Origin of the sequence: Streptomyces sp. GS7, from assembly GCF_009834125.1 — a bacterium.
GTDB lineage: Bacteria > Actinomycetota > Actinomycetes > Streptomycetales > Streptomycetaceae > Streptomyces.
Genome location: NZ_CP047146.1, coordinates 6,787,585 through 6,804,601, shown reverse-complemented (window position 1 = coordinate 6,804,601; position 17,017 = coordinate 6,787,585). Strand labels below are relative to the sequence as shown.

The window sequence follows — 17,017 nt, the reverse complement described above, 5'->3', positions numbered from 1 at the left end:
GGCTTACAACACGCCGAAGAGCAGTCCGAGCAGGGCGGCGGGCGCGGTCGCACACGCCGCCCTGCGCAGCGGCCTCAGCTCGGGCGCGGCGCGACCCAGTACGACGGCGGTAGCGGCCACGAGCAACAGCAGGCTCGGCTCGGGGGCGGAGAGCCAGTCGAGCAGCGCACGGTCACTTGCCCCGGCCAGCGACAGCAGTACGAACACACCCAGCCGCAGGGCGAGATAGCCGGCAGTCACCGCACCGACAGCCCACCGCAGACCGCGGAAGTCGACCGTGGCGCCTGCCCAGCGGCAGCAGGCGGCGCCCAGTGCCCCGAGCGCCAGGACCAGCACGAGGTAGGCAACGCCGTTGAAGAGCGAACTCGCCGCCCAGGCCGCCCAGGCGGCCACGTCCAGCTGTCCCGCTGTTCCCCCAGGCAGCTTGGTCACTGCTTCGGAGCGGTAGAGATCCCGGAACTGCCACATCAGAACGGGCAACAGCACGACACAAGCCGTCAGTCCGCCGAGCTGCGCCCACCTGGCGAGCGTGACGCCGCGCGGAATCCCGGGGGCGGCCGGGTCGGCAGGATGCGCGGACGACGCCGGTGATGCGGTCGGCGGGGCAGCCCCGGCCGGAACAGCCGGAGCAGTCATTCCAGAGGAGGACGCGTCCGCGGAGACTTTTGCGGACGTTTCCCACGGGGACGTGTGCATCAGGTACTCACCCAGGTCTCGATCGTCGCGGCGATGAGGAGCAGAAAGAGCGACATCCCCAGGAGTCCGAAGGAGTCGCTGAGCACGTGCTGGAGCTTCGGCCGAGCCTTCTTCCTGCCGACCAGCCAGCTGGTGACTGCGATCAGCGGTACCAGACCAGCGCCAACGGCTATACCGATGGAGGGGAGTTCCAGCCATGCGTGCGGCAGGACGTGCCGGGCCAGGTCGCCCCACCCGGCGAGCGCCGTGGCCTGGCCGAGCCCCACCCCCGTCAGTAGCCCGGACACCAGGCTGAAGGCGATCGTGGCCAGGCCAAACGTGAGGACACCGGCGAAGGCCAGCAGCGCGACACCCGCGTTCGTGCTGAGGATCGACCACCACAGGTGACCTCCGGCGTGTGCGGCGCGCTGCTCGACGCCGAGGTCGAGCCGGTCGCCCACGGCGAAGCCGACCGCGATGGGCCCCAGCCACAGCAGATTGCCGAGGAGGACCGCGGTCCGCTGGCGACGCAGTAGACGTGCGCGCCCGCCCAGGAACCGGAGCCAGAGTGGGGATCCGTCCGAGGTCCGGTGTGCGGCGTGTTGTTCGGGGATTTCAAGGGCTGCCATGGAGCTTCCCGGCGAGTACGACCGGGGCCGCTGCGCGGCGGTTACGCGACGCAGCGGCCCCGGAATCGGCGTTACTTGACGATGGCCTGCTTGCCGACGGCCTTGCGCAGCAGGGTGAGGCCGAGGCCGCCGACGGCGGTGGCGCCACCGAAGATGGACAGCGCGGTGGCGACGTCCATACCAGCCATGATCGCGGTCGCCGCGCCCGTGGCCTGCGCCGACGTGAAGCCGAAGAACGCGGTGAGGACGGCGGGGGCGGCGACGCCCAGGAACAGCAGGGCGCTGCCGGCGACGGCGATGCTCGCGCCTGCGACGGCCGCGCGAGTGAAGGACTTCTTCATGACATACCTCCCAGGACCGGGTGTGCCGGTCCTGCGTTCAGGGGACGTGTTTATGCTGGAAAACCCATGGCCATGGGTGTCGGTCCCGCCTTGCTTTCCTCAAGGCGGGACCGGCGTGGTTCGGGCCGAACCCCCGAAATGCTGCCAAGCCGGGACGCCCCCGTACATCCGCCGACCGTCTGTTCTCAGACCCCGCCGACCGGCGGGGTCCCTCCGGTCGGAGCCGGCAGAGCCGCCCGCACCGAGAAGCCGCCGTCGGCCGTCGGCCTCGCCTCCAGCCACCCTCCGAGGGCTTCGGCCCGTTCCCGCAGCCCTATCAGCCCGAACCCGGACGAAGGCAGCGGCCGGCTCTCCTCGCCGTACGCAGCGGCGCCCGTCCCCGCCGCGCTCCCGGGACCGTTTCGCACCTCGACGAGCAGTGCCTCACTCCCGGCCCTCTCCCGCAACGCCACCGTGACACAGGCCCCCGTCGCGTGCTTAAGCGCATTGGTCACCGCCTCCTGAACGATGCGGTATGCGGCCTGCTCCACCCGCTTCGGCCAACGACGTGCAGGCACCGCGGCCTCGTACCGTACGTGGTCCCCGCTCACCCGCAGCAGCGCGGGCAGCTCCGCCAACCCAGGCCCATCCACCGCCATTTCAACCGTTCCTTCATGGGCGCCCGCCCGACCGGGGTCCTCCCCGCTTCGCAGCACACTCACCATCGCCCGCAGTTCATGGAGGGTGCGGCGGCTCAGCTCCCCGATCGTCGAAGCCGTCTCTCGCGACGCGTCTGTGTGTGCCGTGCTCCGCAGGGCCCCCGCCTGCACAGCGATCAGACTGATGTTGTGGGCGACCACATCGTGCATTTCCCGGGCAAGACGCGCCCGCTCCTCCGTCACCGCCGAACGGGCGAGCAGCTTCCGTTCCCGCTCCCGGCTGTGCATCAACTCATCTAGGCGCCCGGCCAGTTCACGTCGCGTACGGGCCAGCGCCCCGACCGCTGTGGGCCCCAGCGCCAGCAGCGCCGACGAGATCACGGCGCGCAGCCCGTCCTCGTAGGACCACACCTCGGTCTGCATCGGACGCCACGGCACCAGAGCCACCGCGAACAGCAGTCCCGCACAGGCCCCGATCACGGCCCGGCGGCGCACTCCGAAGGCGACATGGCACATCGCGATCATCGGTGCCAGCAGCAGCCCTGTCATGGCGGCAGGCAAGGTCAGCAGCAGCACCGGCACCGGCCAGTAGCGCCACACCACGAGCAGCAGGGCGGTGACGATGTACAGCACCAGCTCCACTGGTCCGATCAGGCTCCACACCGCGGGGATCTCTACGGCGGCCAGCGCCACCGTCCCGGCATCGGCCGCGAGACGTGAACGCTTCATCACACACTGACGGGGGCTGGACTATCCGGTATCACCGCGTGCCGATGGGCGTAGACCGCTGCCTGAATGCGGTTGGCGAGCCCGAGCTTTGTCAGAATCGCGCTGACGTGATCCTTGGCCGTCGAGGAACTGATCAGCAGTCGCTTCCCGATCTCCGCATTGGACAGGCCCTCCGCGAGCAGTGCGAGCACATCCCGCTCGCGCTGTGTCAGCCCGCCTGCGGCCTCCCCGCCGCCTGCACCGCCGTGTCCTGCCTTCTGCGGCGCCCTGGCCACCGAGTTGAGGAAACCGTGCCGAACCGTGTCGGCGGCCGTCGGCGACAACACGGTTCCGCCCGCCGCCAGCAGTCGAACGGCATGGGTCAGTTCCTGCGGCGCGGTGTCCTTCAGAAGGAAGCCCGCCGCTCCGCCCCGTAGAGCGGCCGCGATGTCCTCATCTGCGGAGAACGTCGTCAGCATGGCCACCACAGGGGGATCGGCCTGCCCCCGCAGGCCGGCAAGCACGGACAGCCCGTCGACTCGCGGCATCCGGATGTCGAGCAGAACGACGTCAGGGCGATGCTGTTCGGCAGCGGCCACCGCCTCCCACCCCTCGCAAGTGACCGGCACGTCGATGTCCGGCTCCGCTCGCAAGATGTGCTGCATCCCCGTCCGCAGCAGCGGTTCGTCGTCGACAACCATGACGCGAATCACGAACTATCCCCCTCGGATCGCTTGGTGGGTAAATATACTAAGCATTCCTTTAGTTCGTTCCGGTCGGCGAAGTGGCCCCGTGTGCTCCTGCGTGTGCTTCGTGGACGTCGGCTCCCGAAGAATCCCGGCAGGTGGCAGCACAGGCAGCGGCAGCTGGGTGCTCACCCGATGCCCTCACCCTGAGCCCAGCGCCCGCTATGCAGGAACAGCGTCCGCAGGCCGGAGCCACGACGCTCCCGTCCTGGCGTAAGACTCCCGCTTCAGTCTGGTTGCCGCTCCGGCGGTGCAGCCTTTGCGGCCCTCGGACGGTAGTGGGTGCGCTTTCCATCGATGCGGCGCGATCTGCGCTCCACGTGCGAGCCGTCGAAGGGCCAGGGCGTGCTCGCCGCCGACACGGAGGCCAGCCGCGCGGGCGATGCTTGCCGACGGTTCACCGGCCGAAGGCGGGGGTACTGCTGGCTGAGGTCCGCCTCTTGATTCGTACTCCTGTGCCTGGACGTGGCTGAAACTGGGTGGCGCGTGGAGAGAAAGAAGGCTGACCGGTGGATGGCCGTGGTGCCGTCGATCCCTGGGAGCGCCAGAGCCATGAGTCTCCTCGGGCGTTCGAGGCGATCTCGGTGTATCGCGATCCCGGCCCTGCGCGCAGTGTCACGAAGGTGGCACGGGGGTTGCTTACATCGCGGACACTGTTGGGCCGGTGGTCGCGGCAGTACGCGTGGGTGAGGCGAGCAACGGCGTATGACCGTGAGCAGGACCGGGTGTTCCTTGCTGAGCAGCGGCAGGCGCGACGCGACATCGCCAGGCGGCACGCGAAGCTGGCACAGGCGTACTTTTACGTCTACGCGAGCGAGGCGCCGACCCAGATCGTCGCTCCCCACCAGCCGATCGAGCCGGTCAGAGCGCCCCGGTTGCGTGCCGGCGAGGAACTGGGCGGACTGCTGAGGCTGTCGATGCTCAAGCCGGGCCAGTTCAACGCCATACGTTCGCGGTATCTCAATCCTCGCATCGCCCCAGGCGCGGCGAACCTCGCGGTCGCGGTCAAGGACGGCGTCGGCCGCATTCCGGGTGTCTTCGCGATGCCGCCGAGCAGCTACACGCCCGACGAGGCGTACCTGCTCTCCGACTTCGCCGTCGCGCCGACGGACTACCCGCGGCTGTCGAAGCTGATCGTGCTGGCCGCCACGAGCGCGGAGACGCAGCTGCTGTGCCAGCGGGCGTTCTCCCGCAGGGTCAGGGCTCTGTCCACGACGGCGTTCAGCAACAACCCGGTGAGCATGAAGTACCGCGGGCTGCTGCGGCTGACCAAGCGCGGCCCGTCGAACGAGGACGGCTGGAAGTTTCAGCTCCAGTACCAGGGGGCTGTGGGCGGGCACACGCTCGACGAGGCCCTTCAGACGTGGGCGAAGCGGTGGGGCGCCCGAGCCACGACGACCCAGACGGGAGTCTGACCATGGACGAGCCGACGCCACTTGCCCCGCCGCGGATGGTGCAGGGCGACCCGCGCACGCTGACGCTGCTGGACGTCAACGCGCGCTTCCTGCCGCACGAGCAGTTCCGGCAGCTGGTGGCCAACATCCAGCGGGACGGACACCTGACCTCGACGCCGCTGGTGTGGAACGACGCCGGGAGTGGGCGGCTGATCGTGCTGTCCGGCAACCACCGCACCCTCGCGGCGATCGAGGCCGGCCTGAAGACGATCTGGTGGATGCAGATCGACGAGCCGCTGCCCCGCCAGCGGCAGATCGCGCTCCAGCTCTCGCACAACGCCATAGCCGGCCAGGACGACCCGGCGATCCTCAAGGAGCTGTACGACGAGCTGGAGTCGGTCGAGTGGCGCCAGTACACAGGTCTGGACGACAAGGCCCTGGACCTGCTGGAGAAGGTCGACGTCTCCAGCCTGGGTGAAGCGAACCTCGACTTCGCCTCGGTGCAGCTGATGTTCCTGCCTGACGAGCTGGAGCGCGCCGAGGCCGCGTTCGACGCCGCGCGTTCCACGGTCTCGGCGGACCAGCGGTGGGTGGCCGGGCTGGAGCAGTACGAGCCGGTGCTCGATGCGCTGGAGACCTCGCGGGCTGCGTACAAGATCGGCAACTCGGCAACCGCACTCGGGGTGATCCTCGCGGTATTCGATCGGCACCTCGGCGAGCTGGCCGACGGCTGGTTCGACGCCGCCATGGGTGATGCGACCCGCAAGGGCACGGCCCCGCTGGAGACCGTGTTCGGCGTGCGGGAGGTACCGGTCGAGACCGCGGCCGCCGTGCGGGCGGCCGTCGATCGGCTGGTCAAGGACGGCAGGGTGCCGGAGAACGTACCGTGGCGCGCACTGGACGTCTTGGTTAAGGGCTTCGATTGACCGACCGCTGGGGGAGGAGTCACGGACCTGCGGTCCGCGGCCTGAACGGCCGCCACGGGTCCGATTGCGGCTCGAAGGCTCTTCACGACCCCCTCAACCCGCTCGCATCGGCCATGCACTCCCGAGCGTCAGGGCTGCCAGAAGGCCGCACTAGCTGCGCAGGGTTCCTGCCATGCCCAGCTACGTGCCCTCCTCACTCCGTGGCGTGACCCTTCACGGGGCGGCCTTCGGGCTCACGACAGCCTCGACGATCCTCATGAGCCGCTCACCCGCGTGCTCGATGCTTCCGTTCTGGGCGCTTACCTGGGCTCCTTCAAGGGCGAAGGTGATCTCCGCGGCCGCCTCGTCCGGATAGGGCAGCCCGGCCCGGGCGCACAGGTCAGTGAGCCGGCGCACCTGGCCGGCCTTATGGGCTTCGATCAGCCGCCGCGCCGGGTGGGTGCGGTCGGGCAGTTCCGCGATGGTGTTGATGAACGGACACCCCCGGTGGGAAATCTCGGGAAGTCCGTCGGCGATGAACCGGGCCATCCCCAGGATCTGCGCCCGGGGCTCGTCGGGGTGTGCGGCCTCCAACTGGTCGAACACAGCGGTGTAGTCGGCTGCGACGATGCGCAGCCATTCCTCGACCAGCGCGTCCTTGGTCGCGAAATGGCGGTACAGCGCCATCTTGGTGGTCTCGGCCCGGTCGGCGATCGCCTGGACACCCACCGCCTTGATCCCCTCACGCGAGAAGAGGTGCTCCGCCGCGTCGAGGATCCGCTCCCGGGGCGGCAACTTGGCCACCCTGCTCTGCCTGCTGGCTCTGTCCATGTTCGCCATACGGCCCCTCATCGGTCCCGTGGGGCGGTCCACCGCCCTGGCCGCAATGCTACGGTACCTCTCAGTCCCACACGATACCGATCGGTCTCATGAGGTACCGATCGGTATCGCCAACCGATATCGATGCTCCTGAACGGACGAAAATGAAGCTCTCCGAGTACGTGAGCTACGACGGCGTCGGCCTGGCAGACCTGGTGGCTCGCGGCCAAGTGACTCCCGCCGAGCTCGCCTCGACCGCCCAGCTGGCGTCCGACGTGGTGAATCCACAGATCAACGCCGTCGTCGAGACCTGGCCCGCACAGGACACGCCGGCTCCTGGCAGTACGCCACTGGCGGGGGTGCCCTTCCTGATCAAGGACCTTGCCGTCGCGATGGCCGGCAAGCGGGTGGAGCTGGGCAGCCGTATCGCCGCCGGAAACATCGCCGGGGCCGACTCATCGCTCATGGCACGCTTCCGTCGCGCAGGGCTGGTGACGCTCGGACGCACGGCAACTCCGGAGTTCGCATACAGCACCACCACGGAAGGCGTCCTGTACGGCGCCACCCGTAACCCCTGGGACCCGACCCGTAGCCCTGGCGGCTCCAGCGGCGGCTCGGGAGCCGCCGTCGCCGCGGGCATCGTCCCGATCGCGCATGCCACCGACGCAGCGGGCTCCATCCGTGTTCCCGCGGCCAGCAACGGTCTGTTCGGGCTGAAGCCAACCCGCGGTCGGATCTCCATGGGCCCCGACGCGGACGAGGTCTTCAACGGGCTCGCCGTCCACGGCGCGCTCAGCCGCTCGGTACGCGACAGCGCCGCGCTGCTGGACCTCGTCCAGGGCCCCGAGGTCGGCGACCCCTATTTCGCCCCGCGGCCGGAGCGGCCCTACGCACAGGAGATCACTCGCTCCCCGGGGAGCCTGCGGATCGGCCTCCTTACGCGGCCCTGGGGCGGTCGGGCCGTCGATGGCACCGTCGTCGACGCCACACTCCGCTCCGCACGACTCGTCGAGTCTCTGGGGCACCGGGTGGAAGAAGTCCAGGTCGACCTCGGAGTCAGCTGGGAGGAATTCATCCTGGCCAATGCCCGCCTCTGGAGCACCAATCTGGTGACGTGGATCGACGGCTTCGCCGCGGCTTTCGAACGACCCGTCGACTCCACCACTGTCGAACCCGAGATGCTGGCCAGTTACGCCTACGGACAACAGGTCAGCGGGGCCGAGTTCGTCCACGCGCTCGCGATGCGCAACAGCGTCGCGCGCGCGATCGGCCAGTACTTCACCGACTACGACGTGCTGCTCACCCCGACCCTGCCCGAACTGCCCGTCCCCTTGGGCACGTACGCCGGGAGTGCCGAGGGCGCCGACGGTCTCGGCTGGCTCAAGCAACTCCTCCACCGCTCGCCCTTCACCGCCGCGTTCAATGTCGCGGGCACCCCCGCGATGTCCGTCCCCCTGGAGACCGACCTCGCCACCGGACTCCCGATCGGCATCCAGTTCGCCGCGGGATTCGGACGCGAGGACGTCCTCTTCCGTCTCGCCGGACAGCTGGAACAAGCCGCTCCCTGGGCGCAGCGAACCCCCACCGTGTGGGCGAGCAGCCACCACAACCCCTGCTAGGTGCTGTGTGGGGTTGTGATCGTCCTTCGGTTTCGTGCCCGTGTGGGAGCTACCTCGCTGGCCTCCACCTCCGCGCCTCGATGATCTGGATCAACGACCTCCTGCAGACACCCGGTTGATCACAACCCCACACAGTCCCTAGTGGTCGAGTTCGGCACTCCTTCGGGGGTTGACGTGAAGTGAGGTCGTGTGCAGGGGAGGGCGTGGGCGCGCGCAGTCGCGCTCGGGTGCGCTGACAGGGTGTGGGGTCTCGCCTCGTCCGCGCAGGAGTGCCCCGGGCGCTGGGCGATGCGTTGCCTTTTGAGCTCTGCCCGTTGCCGAGTTGGGCTCCTTGGCGTTTCTCTGCCGTAGTCCTCATATTCAAGGAAGTCCTGACATGCCCTCTCCTGCCCATATCGCCATGATTGGCACGCCTATGGTCAGCCAGGTGCTGCCCAGCCTGGAGATCATCCGTGAGTTGGTGGCCCGCGGCCATCGCGTGACGTACGCCAACGGTGAGCACGCCGTCGAGCTGATCGCCCACACCGGCGCCGAGCTGGTCCGCTTGCCCTCAACGCTGACGGTCGCCCACCAGGACTGGCCGCAGGACCTCATCGCCTCCGCCTCCCTCTTCCTCGACGAGGCGATGGCCGTTCTCCCACAGTTGCACGCCGCGTACGACGATTCCCCAGCCGACCTCTATCTCTACGACATCGGCGCGTACGCGGGCCGCGCGCTGGCCGAGGCGCAGGGCCGCGGCCTCGTCCAGCTGTCACCGACGCTTGTGGCCTGGGAGGGTGCCCGGGAGGAGATCGGCGCGGCGTTTGCCGGGCTGCCCGGAGGTTCCGCCCACCGAGCGCGGTTCGCCGCCTGGCTGGCCCGATGCGGCGCGGTGACCACGAACGTCGAGGAGTTCGCCGGCCACCCGCGGCGAGTGCTGGCCATGATCCCGCGCGCCATGCAGCCACATGCAGACCGGGTCGACACCAAGGCGGTGACGTTCGTCGGCCCGTGCTTCGGTGCCGGTGAGGAGCAGGACGGCTGGACGCGGCCGGCCGGTGCGCAGAAGGTACTGCTGGTGTCGCTGGTCGGCTCGGCGCACCTCGGGCCGCGGGAGATCTACCAGCAGTGTGTCGCGGCCTTCGCGGATCTTCCGGGCTGGCATGTGGTGCTCCACATCGGCAGTGACAGCGGTCCGACCGAGCTGCCGCAACGGATTCCTCCCAACTTCGAAGTACGGCCGGGTACAGCGCCGTTGACGATTCTTGAGCGCGCGGACGCATGCGTGACGCACACCGGCATGGGCAGCAGCAGTGCGTGCCTGTATGCCGGTGTGCCGATGATCGCAGTACCGCACGGCGCCGAGCAGTGCCTCTACGCCGACCGGCTGGTCGAGCTGGGCGTTGCCCGCCGGATCAACACCGCGGACCTCACGGCGGCGGCGCTGCGTACGGCCCTGATGGAACTCATCGGCGATCCACACAGTGCCGCGCGCTCGGCCTGGCTGTGGGCCGAGGTGCGCGCCGAGGGCGGCACCCGCCGGGCCGCGGATCTGATCGAGGAGCAACTGGCAAAGGAACGAGTGGGCTGACAACGCGACGCAGGCACCGCGCGGACGAAGCTGCTCACCGACCCGCTGAAGACGGGAACAACCCCCGAAGGATTTCCGAACTCGACCACTTAGGTGGCGGTGAGCGCGTCCAGGAGGTGGGCTCCGTTATTGCGTACGTTGTTGACCGCGGTGGACACCGGGCGGGCATCCAGAAGGCCGGCGGCCGGGGTAGCCAGCACAGCGCGCAGTTCGTCGGCGTCCTGGTGAGCAGGGTCGAGCCAGGCGTCCCAGTCGTCGGGAGCGACGGCCAGCGGCATACGGGGTGGACGCGTCCCGCGGCGTCGATGGCCTCGGTCGTGATGATCGTGCAGGTGGCCCACCACGCCTCCGGGCCGTCGGAGGCCGCCGGGTCACGCCAGAACTCGTACAAGCCGGCCAGCGCCATGACCTGGCCGTCCGCAGGCGCGATGAAGTACGGCTGCTTGCGGGCCTTGGTCGTCTCGGTCGCCGCGACGGCCTGCCATTCGTAGAAGCCGTCGGCCGGCAGGAGGCAGCGGCGCTTGGCGAAGGCTCGGTGGTAGGCCGGCTTCTCGGCGACGGTCTTCACCCGGGCATTGATCATTTTCGCGCCGATGCTCAGGCTCTTCGCCCACGACGGCACCAGGCCCCAGCGCAGTGGCCGCAGCTGCCGGGTGACCTCGCCGGTGTCGTGTTCGACGCGTTCCAGCACCGACCACACATCATGGGTCGGGGCCACATTCCAGCTCGGATCCAGCGCCTGGTCGGGATCCCAGCGAGTGACGTCGAACAGGTCGACCAGATCCTGAGGACGTCGGGTGGAGGCATATCGGCCGCACACGCCCCCACCCTGCCACGCGGCCAGTCGCGTACGGCCGACGCTCCTGCTTCAGGGCCGGGTAGATGCACTCCGCCAGCGTCGCGTGCTTCTTCCAGCCCAGCGCCTCGTACAGCGCGCGCTCGCCGGCTGGTGACGGCCGCGCTCTGGGCGGGCGGCCTCCGGACCGGACGCGATGGCCCCGCTGGAGTTCTCTCGGGGTTGGGGACGATGTCGTCGGTAAGGGGAGGTCACTGCCCGCCGACGTAGTCGTCCTGCGAGGCGATCTTGCCGCCGCGCAGTTGCAGGACCGTGCAGAAGCTGGCGGTGACCGGCTCCCCGGCCGGAGGAAGGGCCGGCACGGCCCCGGAGCTGGTCCCCGCGAAGTCGGTTTCGAGGGCGATGTCGTCCCCGTCGGCGATGATGCGCTTGAGGGTCAGCTTGCGGTCGGGGACGGCGGCCGCGTACTCCTGGATGTGGCCCACGAAGGCATCCCGGCCGTTGAAGGCGAGTTGGTAGGCCCTGACGGTGTAGGCGACGTCGTCGGTGTACAGCGCCCCGAACCGGTCGAAGTCCTGGTCGTTGTAGGCGTCTACCCACTCGTGTGCGAGTTCGCTGGCGTCCGCGTGAACCGTGTTGCTGTTCATGACTGCTGGCCTTCCTGTTGCCGTTGAGAAGTCGTACCGAGAGGTTGACACCGATGTAGGTCGATTCATGTCCTATATCCGCAGAGTCGCCGATTGCTCCGTGTAGGACGCGTCCCGTCCTATACGGGGGTGATGCTTCCGCTATGACGTCTCAGGACAACACCAAGATCACAGGCAGGAGCACGGGCATGGGCGAGGGGAAGGCGCTGGCCGGGAAGGTGGCGCTGATCGCGGGGGCGACCCGGGGTGCGGGCCGGGCCATGGCGGTCGAGCTCGGCCGGGCCGGCGCCACCGTCTACGTGACCGGCCGCACCACGCACGGCAGCGCGAGCGAGACAGGCCGCCCGACAGAGACCATCGAGCAGACCGCCGAGCTGGTCACGGCGGCCGGCGGCGAGGGCATCGCGGTCGTCGTCGACCACCTCCAGCCGGAGCAGGTGCGGACGCTGATCGAGCGCATCGACAACGAGCAGGGGCGACTGGACGTGCTCGTCAACGCCGTCTGGGGCGGCGACGGCCTCGTCGAGCACGGCAGGAAGATGTGGGAATGCGACATGGACAAGGGGCTGCGGATGCTGCGGCTCGGCGTCGAGACCCACTTCGTCACCAGCCGCTACGCCCTGCCGCTGATGATCCGTCGGCCCGGTGGTCTGGTGGTGGAGATGACCGACGGTACGGAGGAGTTCAACCGTCGCTACCGTGAGCCGTTCTACTACGACCTGGCCAAGTACGCGCCGATCAGGATGGCGAAGGCGCTGGCGGCGGAGACCGCCGAGTACGGCTGCACGGCCGTGAGCCTGACCCCCGGATTCATGCGCACCGAGGCGGTGCTGGAGATGTTCGGGGTGAGCGAGGAGAACTGGCGCGAGGGCTGCAAGATGGACCCGACCTTCGCGGTCTCCGAGACCCCCACCTACGTCGCACGGGCGGTGGCGTCGCTCGCCACAGACCCGGAAGTGGCACGCCTCAACGGCCGCTCGCTGTCCGCCGGTGCCCTCGCCCAGGAGTACGGCTTCACGGACACCGACGGCTCCTCCCCGGACCCCGCACGGTACTTCGAGGACTTCATGACCACCGGCAAGGCCCCCGACCCCAACGACTACCGCTGACCACGACACCGGGCCCCGGCCTTCGGGGCCCGCCCGGACCGCACGGCCGATGCGAAGGAGCCGGTGTCATGACCCCGCAGGATGTTGCGGAGTTCGCTATGGGGCTGCCAGAGGCGACGGAGAGCGAGCCCGGCCCCGGGATGACCCTGTTCAAGGTCGGCGGCAAGATCTTCGCCGTCCTGACCGAAGCCAACGCCTCACGCCCCGACCAGGTGACCCTCAAGTGCGACCCCGACCTTTCCCTGCACCTGCGCGAGCAGTACCCGGCCGTAGGCCCCAGCTACTACGCACGCCTGCCGCACTGGAACACCGTGGTCCTGGACGGAACCGTGCCAGCCGACGAGCTCGCCGACATGATTGAACACTCCTGGGAACGCGTCGTGGCCGGCCTGCCCCGCACCACCCGCGACCGGTTGCAAAGACTCCACCAGGACCAACCCTGACCTCCCCGCCTGCCGAGCCTTCTTCCCTACCAGCCGCCACACCGCACGCCAAGGGGTGCCGTGCGAGGGGCCCCGGCCTCATTAGCGCCTCTCGGCGATCGCCCCCTCTACCTCCGTGGATCTCCTGCGCGACCGTCCCGTAGGAGGCGAGCAAGCCCGTCGGCATACGCCGGATCGCCCTCGACGATCTCGGCGACCAGCACCGTGCTCCCCGTTCAGCCCGCGAGGACGGCGGCAGTGACTCCCGAAGTCATCGATATTGATCATGTCGCCGAGCCGCGCAGTGACTTCCGAGGTCGTCGACAATCCTGAACACGACGACGGCCTTCACGCCCACAACGGGACGGGTCGTGAAGGCCGACGGTGCGTGATGGGCCCGGCAGGCCAGGCTTCGATTACGTCCACTTCGGGGGCGCGTAGTCGTGGCGGCCGCGGGGACCGGCGGCGCCGGCCGCCTGATAGAGCTGGTGGATGTCGCGGACGAGGGCGTTGTGGTCGCCTAGGTCGAGGTAGTCGGGGTGGCAGGCGTAGCCGATGAGGCCGAAGAGGGTGTGGGTGATTCCGGTCCGCTCGCCGATGGTGAGTTCGGTTGTGCCGGCGTGGTGGGCGTCGATAGCAGCGAGATGGTCCGTGAGCAGGCCGGGCCACGGCATGGGTGCTTCGGGCGGGGCGGGTTGGCCTGCTTTCTTGGCGTCCTCGGCGGCTCGGTCGGCGACCTTTGCCGCTTGCGGGGACCGGTCGGCGCACTGTTGCAGATCGGGTACGGCGGCCAGCTGACGTGCGAGTTGGACGATCTCGTCGTGGGCGAGTCGGCCGGTGGCCATGAACGTGTCAGTGCCGCAGGTGAGTTGGCGTTCTCGCGCGGCCTCAAGGTTGGTCTCGGAGCAGTATCCGGCGTCGACCAGGGCCTGCTTGGGGTGGACGCCGGTGTTCGCCGCGGACTGGTCGAGCATCGTGGTGTAGTTCAGTGCGTCGGAGGGGTTGGTCGTCACGTCGGCTGCGGTGATGACCTGGTGTTCTTCGTCGACGACGGCCTGGGGGGTGTAGGCCTGGATGTAGGCGCCGTTGCTGTTCTTCATGATCCGTGAGTCGGGGTCGGCGAAGTTGGCCTGGGCCTTGGGCTTAGGCCGGGCCGTGGCGGAGGCCTTCTCGCCAGCGTCGGTGACGGCCTGCTTGTCGATGCTGCTGGCACGCTCCTGACGGCGGCGTTCTTTGTCCTCGGCGTGGGCGCGGGCCTTGTCGGCGGCCTCGGCCTCGATCTGCGCGCGGGCGGCCTGCAGCCTGGCCAGGCGCTTCTCACGCCGGTCCAGTTCGGCGGGAAGGTCCACCTCCTTGCCGTCCACGCCGAAGGCTTGGTCCTCGGCTTCGTCGGCGGCCTCAGCGTCGGCCAGCAGGTCCTGGGCCTTCGCTTCCAGCTGGGCGATCTCGGCCTCGATGCGTACTTCCTTGTCGATCAGGCGGCCGTAGCTCATCGCCTTGTGCTTGGAGGCGCTGGCCTCCAGTTTCGTGCCGTCCAGCGCGACGCGGCCCATCTTGACCATGCCGAGCTTGGCCGCGAGGTGCAGCGACTGGGTGAACAGGCCGGCCAGTGCGTCCAGGTGGCGGCGGAACCGGGCGATGGAGCGGAAGTCCGGGGCCTGGCCGCTGGCCAGGAAGCGGAACGCGACATCGTCGGCCAGGCGGCACTCGATCGCCCTGGAGGAGCGGACGCCGGTGGTGTAGCCGTAGATCAGCAGCCGCACCATCAGCCGCGGGTCATACGGCGGGTAGCCGCGCTTCTCGGTGTAACACTCAGCCGCCCATGTCAACGTATTATCCGCGAGTGTCCGTTCTCCGTGAAGGCGGCGGAGGCGTCAGAACTGACCTGGCGTTCGCCATGATCACTGGACGGCTTTTGTGGCCGTCGTCTCGGTGGTCACGGCGTCACTTGGGGCGTCGCCAGGCCAGGGCCTATCTCCCCATCATTGTGTTCGCCATGGCATTGTTGATCTCTCTGATGTTCTTGTACTCTTGGCCGTCCTTGAGGGATTTGTCCAATGCGTCCAGAGTCTTCTGGTCGCCTGCGTTTTTCTTGCACGCAGCGATGATCTGCTCCTTCTTGGCCGGGAAGTTCAATCCGGCCAGAACAGTCTTCAGGACTTGCTCGAAGGTGAACATCTAGTGCTCCTCGCAGTTGAGGCACCTGCCCAGGACGGGCCGCGCCGGGCCCCCTTGGGAACGTAACGGTGCTGCTGCATCGACGCAGCCCAGGAGCGCATTGGCGACGGCCATCAGGGTGTAGCCCGGCCACGGCACCCACCGCCGGACACTGGACGACATTCCCGCCGCCCAACCCACGCTTCAAGGCGCCACGAAGTGAGGAGAGAAGCAGCACCGGCCCTTTTCAATTCACGGATTCTCATCCCAGACGAACCGCCCCACCGTGGCGACCAGGTTAGCCTCGATCTTTCGTGACGGCTCGTTGGTTCATCTGGCGGGCCGTTTCGGCTTGTTGGGCAGGGTGAGGGCCCGGCTGTCGCGTCGGGGGCGCCGGGTTCCACGGTTCCGGAGGGCTGGTTCGGGCTCGTCGGGACGGGTGGATCTGCTGGTCAGCCAGGGTTCGGGAGGGCGTGGAGCCGTTCGGTCGCGTCCGTGATGAGGTGGGTCCAGGGCCAGTGGGCCGCGAATCTTAGGTACCGGCGGCGGGCTGTGGTGACGAGTTGGGCCGCGGCGGAGAAGAGTCGCAGGCGCAGGCGGCGGGGTTCCCATCTACGGGTATGGCCGGTCAGGGCGAGCATCGGCATCCAGGCGAGCAGGTCGAGGGCGATCTGGACGATCTTCAGCCAGATCCGGTTCTGCGCACTGTCGTGGAAGGGGAGGTTGCGTAGGCCGGTGGCGCGGGCGGCGCGGATGCGGTCCTCGGCGCGGGCACGTTGGCGGTGCCGTAGCTCCAGTGCGGCGATCGGTGTGTTGTTGGTGTTGGTGGCGAAGCAGGTCAGCCGCATCCCGTCGGCGTCGGTGAAGCGCAGCTGGGCGCCGGGATGGGGGCGTTCTTTGCGGACGATCAGCCGCATGCCCTTGGGCCAGTCTTTGAGCACGTCGCCGTCCAGCTCGGCCACCCAGGCACCGTCGCGGACCTCGCCGTCGGGCTCGACGGCCACCGTCCAGGCGGACGCGGGAACCTTGAGGACGGCCTGGTGGATGGCGTCGGTGATGGTCATCCCGACCGAGTACGACAGCCACCGGCCACGCTTCGTCAGCCAGGCCACGAACTCATGGGTGCCACCGCCCGAATCACAGCGGATCAGCGTCTGGCGTCCGCGCCGGTACTTCTTCGGCAGCTGGGCCAGCGCGAGCCCGGCGGTGGTGATGTGGTCGGCGGCGGTGTTACTGCCCGCGTTGCCCGGCCGCAGCAGGCCCGCGACCGGCTCTCCGCTGCCGCCCGCTCCGTGGTCGACGAAGCCCATCAGCGGGTGGTGCCCGAACGTCTTCTTCCACGTCGCGGCGGCGTCCTGCTTCTCGGAGTGCGCAAGAACGAGCACCCCGTCCAGATCGACGATCACCTGTCCGCCGGCATTCGGCGCCGAGACACCGACCAACTTCCATACGTATTCACGGACCTCAGCGCGTGCCGAGCGGACTGCCGCCAGGGCCTTGTCTCCCGCCGTGGCGAGGGTGTCGATGAGACGGGAGACGGTCGGATCGGATGCCACCGGCCCGAACACGCCCGGTTCGGCCCGCACAATTCCCACGTCAGCAAGGCAGTCTCCGCCGAGTGCGACCGCGACTGCCACATCCAGCAGGACTTTACCCGGATCGTGCACCGCACGGGGCTTGCGCCACGGCGACAGCGCCGCCGATATCGCCTGGTCCAGCCCGGTCTTGCGGACCGTGTCGACCAGCAGCACGGCTCCCGCCCGCGAGACCACTGCCCCGCCGGCCTCGACGCGGACACGCGGGTAGGACCCGATACGCTTCTTCACCTGGGAACTGCCTCCG

15 protein-coding genes and 2 pseudogenes are annotated in these 17,017 nt (G+C 68.8%); 6 read left to right on the top strand and 11 right to left on the bottom strand.

Annotated features, from left to right (window positions below; all coding sequences use genetic code 11):
• Positions 1 to 3 precede the first annotated feature (3 nt).
• The 5 genes from GR130_RS29595 to GR130_RS29575 all read right to left on the bottom strand — a co-directional run bounded on the left by GR130_RS29595 (position 4) and on the right by GR130_RS29575 (position 3,692).
• On the bottom strand, positions 4 to 486 hold the full coding sequence (locus GR130_RS29595; protein ID WP_159507542.1) for a hypothetical protein: 483 nt from the start codon (positions 484 to 486) through the stop codon (positions 4 to 6).
• 209 nt (positions 487 to 695) lie between these two features.
• Positions 696 to 1,304: a stage II sporulation protein M gene (locus GR130_RS29590; protein ID WP_159507541.1), complete on the bottom strand. Its 609-nt coding sequence runs from the start codon at positions 1,302 to 1,304 to the stop codon at positions 696 to 698.
• 71 nt (positions 1,305 to 1,375) lie between these two features.
• Positions 1,376 to 1,645, bottom strand: a complete 270-nt coding sequence (locus tag GR130_RS29585) for a hypothetical protein (RefSeq protein ID WP_159507540.1) — start codon at positions 1,643 to 1,645, stop codon at positions 1,376 to 1,378.
• A 185-nt stretch (positions 1,646 to 1,830) separates the two neighbouring features.
• A complete protein-coding gene (locus GR130_RS29580; RefSeq protein ID WP_159507539.1) occupies positions 1,831 to 3,012 on the bottom strand; it encodes a sensor histidine kinase in 1,182 nt (393 codons plus the stop codon).
• Complete coding sequence (locus GR130_RS29575; RefSeq protein ID WP_159507538.1) at positions 3,012 to 3,692, bottom strand: response regulator; 681 nt, start codon at positions 3,690 to 3,692, stop codon at positions 3,012 to 3,014. Before GR130_RS29575 ends, GR130_RS29580 begins: the two co-directional genes overlap by 1 nt.
• Positions 3,693 to 4,423: 731 nt before the next feature.
• Here GR130_RS29575 and GR130_RS29570 point away from each other — a divergent pair.
• Positions 4,424 to 5,152: a GNAT-like putative antirestriction protein gene (locus GR130_RS29570; RefSeq protein ID WP_159507537.1), complete on the top strand. Its 729-nt coding sequence runs from the start codon at positions 4,424 to 4,426 to the stop codon at positions 5,150 to 5,152.
• Positions 5,153 to 5,154: 2 nt separating this feature from the next.
• On the top strand, positions 5,155 to 6,057 hold the full coding sequence (locus GR130_RS29565; protein WP_159507536.1) for a ParB/Srx family N-terminal domain-containing protein: 903 nt from the start codon (positions 5,155 to 5,157) through the stop codon (positions 6,055 to 6,057).
• Positions 6,058 to 6,270: 213 nt separating this feature from the next.
• On the opposite strand, the gene GR130_RS29560 is transcribed toward GR130_RS29565, so the two are convergent.
• Positions 6,271 to 6,867 carry a TetR/AcrR family transcriptional regulator gene (locus GR130_RS29560; RefSeq protein ID WP_159510299.1) on the bottom strand — a complete coding sequence of 199 codons (597 nt, stop codon included), beginning with the start codon at positions 6,865 to 6,867 and terminating at the stop codon, positions 6,271 to 6,273.
• A gap of 152 nt (positions 6,868 to 7,019) precedes the next feature.
• Here GR130_RS29560 and GR130_RS29555 point away from each other — a divergent pair, with 152 nt between their 5' ends.
• Both GR130_RS29555 and GR130_RS29550 read left to right on the top strand, forming a co-directional pair.
• Positions 7,020 to 8,474: an amidase gene (locus tag GR130_RS29555; protein WP_159507535.1), complete on the top strand. Its 1,455-nt coding sequence runs from the start codon at positions 7,020 to 7,022 to the stop codon at positions 8,472 to 8,474.
• Positions 8,475 to 8,874: 400 nt separating this feature from the next.
• Positions 8,875 to 10,044 (top strand): macrolide family glycosyltransferase, encoded by a 1,170-nt coding sequence (locus tag GR130_RS29550; RefSeq protein ID WP_159507534.1) that lies wholly within the window; start codon positions 8,875 to 8,877, stop codon positions 10,042 to 10,044.
• Between the two features lie 89 nt (positions 10,045 to 10,133).
• On the opposite strand, the pseudogene GR130_RS29545 reads toward GR130_RS29550, so the two are convergent.
• Positions 10,134 to 10,864: pseudogene (locus GR130_RS29545) on the bottom strand (SOS response-associated peptidase).
• A 227-nt stretch (positions 10,865 to 11,091) separates the two neighbouring features.
• Complete coding sequence (locus tag GR130_RS29540) at positions 11,092 to 11,487, bottom strand: nuclear transport factor 2 family protein (RefSeq protein WP_159507533.1); 396 nt, start codon at positions 11,485 to 11,487, stop codon at positions 11,092 to 11,094.
• A gap of 143 nt (positions 11,488 to 11,630) precedes the next feature.
• Here GR130_RS29540 and GR130_RS29535 point away from each other — a divergent pair, with 143 nt between their 5' ends.
• Together GR130_RS29535 and GR130_RS29530 are read left to right on the top strand one after the other, a co-directional pair.
• Complete coding sequence (locus GR130_RS29535; protein ID WP_159507532.1) at positions 11,631 to 12,596, top strand: SDR family oxidoreductase; 966 nt, start codon at positions 11,631 to 11,633, stop codon at positions 12,594 to 12,596.
• Between the two features lie 68 nt (positions 12,597 to 12,664).
• On the top strand, positions 12,665 to 13,039 hold the full coding sequence (locus GR130_RS29530; RefSeq protein WP_159507531.1) for an MmcQ/YjbR family DNA-binding protein: 375 nt from the start codon (positions 12,665 to 12,667) through the stop codon (positions 13,037 to 13,039).
• A gap of 788 nt (positions 13,040 to 13,827) precedes the next feature.
• On the opposite strand, the pseudogene GR130_RS29525 reads toward GR130_RS29530, so the two are convergent.
• The 3 genes and pseudogenes from GR130_RS29525 to GR130_RS29515 form a co-directional block, all read right to left on the bottom strand.
• A pseudogene (locus GR130_RS29525) lies at positions 13,828 to 14,826 on the bottom strand (transposase); the annotation flags it as partial.
• 163 nt (positions 14,827 to 14,989) lie between these two features.
• Entirely contained in the window at positions 14,990 to 15,196 is a 207-nt protein-coding gene (locus GR130_RS29520) for a DUF2795 domain-containing protein (RefSeq protein WP_159507530.1), read from the bottom strand.
• A 431-nt stretch (positions 15,197 to 15,627) separates the two neighbouring features.
• Entirely contained in the window at positions 15,628 to 17,001 is a 1,374-nt protein-coding gene (locus GR130_RS29515; protein ID WP_159507529.1) for an IS1380 family transposase, read from the bottom strand.
• Positions 17,002 to 17,017 lie beyond the last annotated feature (16 nt).

Bases quoted from the DNA above. Each gene is read 5' to 3' on its own strand.
- GR130_RS29580 (WP_159507539.1), bottom strand. From the start codon at position 3,012: ATGAAGCGTTCACGTCTCGCGGCCGATGCCGGGACGGTGGCGCTGGCC.
- GR130_RS29555 (WP_159507535.1), top strand. From the start codon at position 7,020: ATGAAGCTCTCCGAGTACGTGAGCTACGACGGCGTCGGCCTGGCAGAC.
- GR130_RS29550 (WP_159507534.1), top strand. From the start codon at position 8,875: ATGATTGGCACGCCTATGGTCAGCCAGGTGCTGCCCAGCCTGGAGATC.
- GR130_RS29585 (WP_159507540.1), bottom strand. From the start codon at position 1,645: ATGAAGAAGTCCTTCACTCGCGCGGCCGTCGCAGGCGCGAGCATCGCC.
- GR130_RS29575 (WP_159507538.1), bottom strand. From the start codon at position 3,692: ATGGTTGTCGACGACGAACCGCTGCTGCGGACGGGGATGCAGCACATC.
- GR130_RS29530 (WP_159507531.1), top strand. From the start codon at position 12,665: ATGACCCCGCAGGATGTTGCGGAGTTCGCTATGGGGCTGCCAGAGGCG.
- GR130_RS29565 (WP_159507536.1), top strand. From the start codon at position 5,155: ATGGACGAGCCGACGCCACTTGCCCCGCCGCGGATGGTGCAGGGCGAC.
- GR130_RS29590 (WP_159507541.1), bottom strand. From the start codon at position 1,304: ATGGCAGCCCTTGAAATCCCCGAACAACACGCCGCACACCGGACCTCG.
- GR130_RS29540 (WP_159507533.1), bottom strand. From the start codon at position 11,487: ATGAACAGCAACACGGTTCACGCGGACGCCAGCGAACTCGCACACGAG.
- GR130_RS29535 (WP_159507532.1), top strand. From the start codon at position 11,631: ATGACGTCTCAGGACAACACCAAGATCACAGGCAGGAGCACGGGCATG.
- GR130_RS29520 (WP_159507530.1), bottom strand. From the start codon at position 15,196: ATGTTCACCTTCGAGCAAGTCCTGAAGACTGTTCTGGCCGGATTGAAC.
- GR130_RS29560 (WP_159510299.1), bottom strand. From the start codon at position 6,867: ATGGACAGAGCCAGCAGGCAGAGCAGGGTGGCCAAGTTGCCGCCCCGG.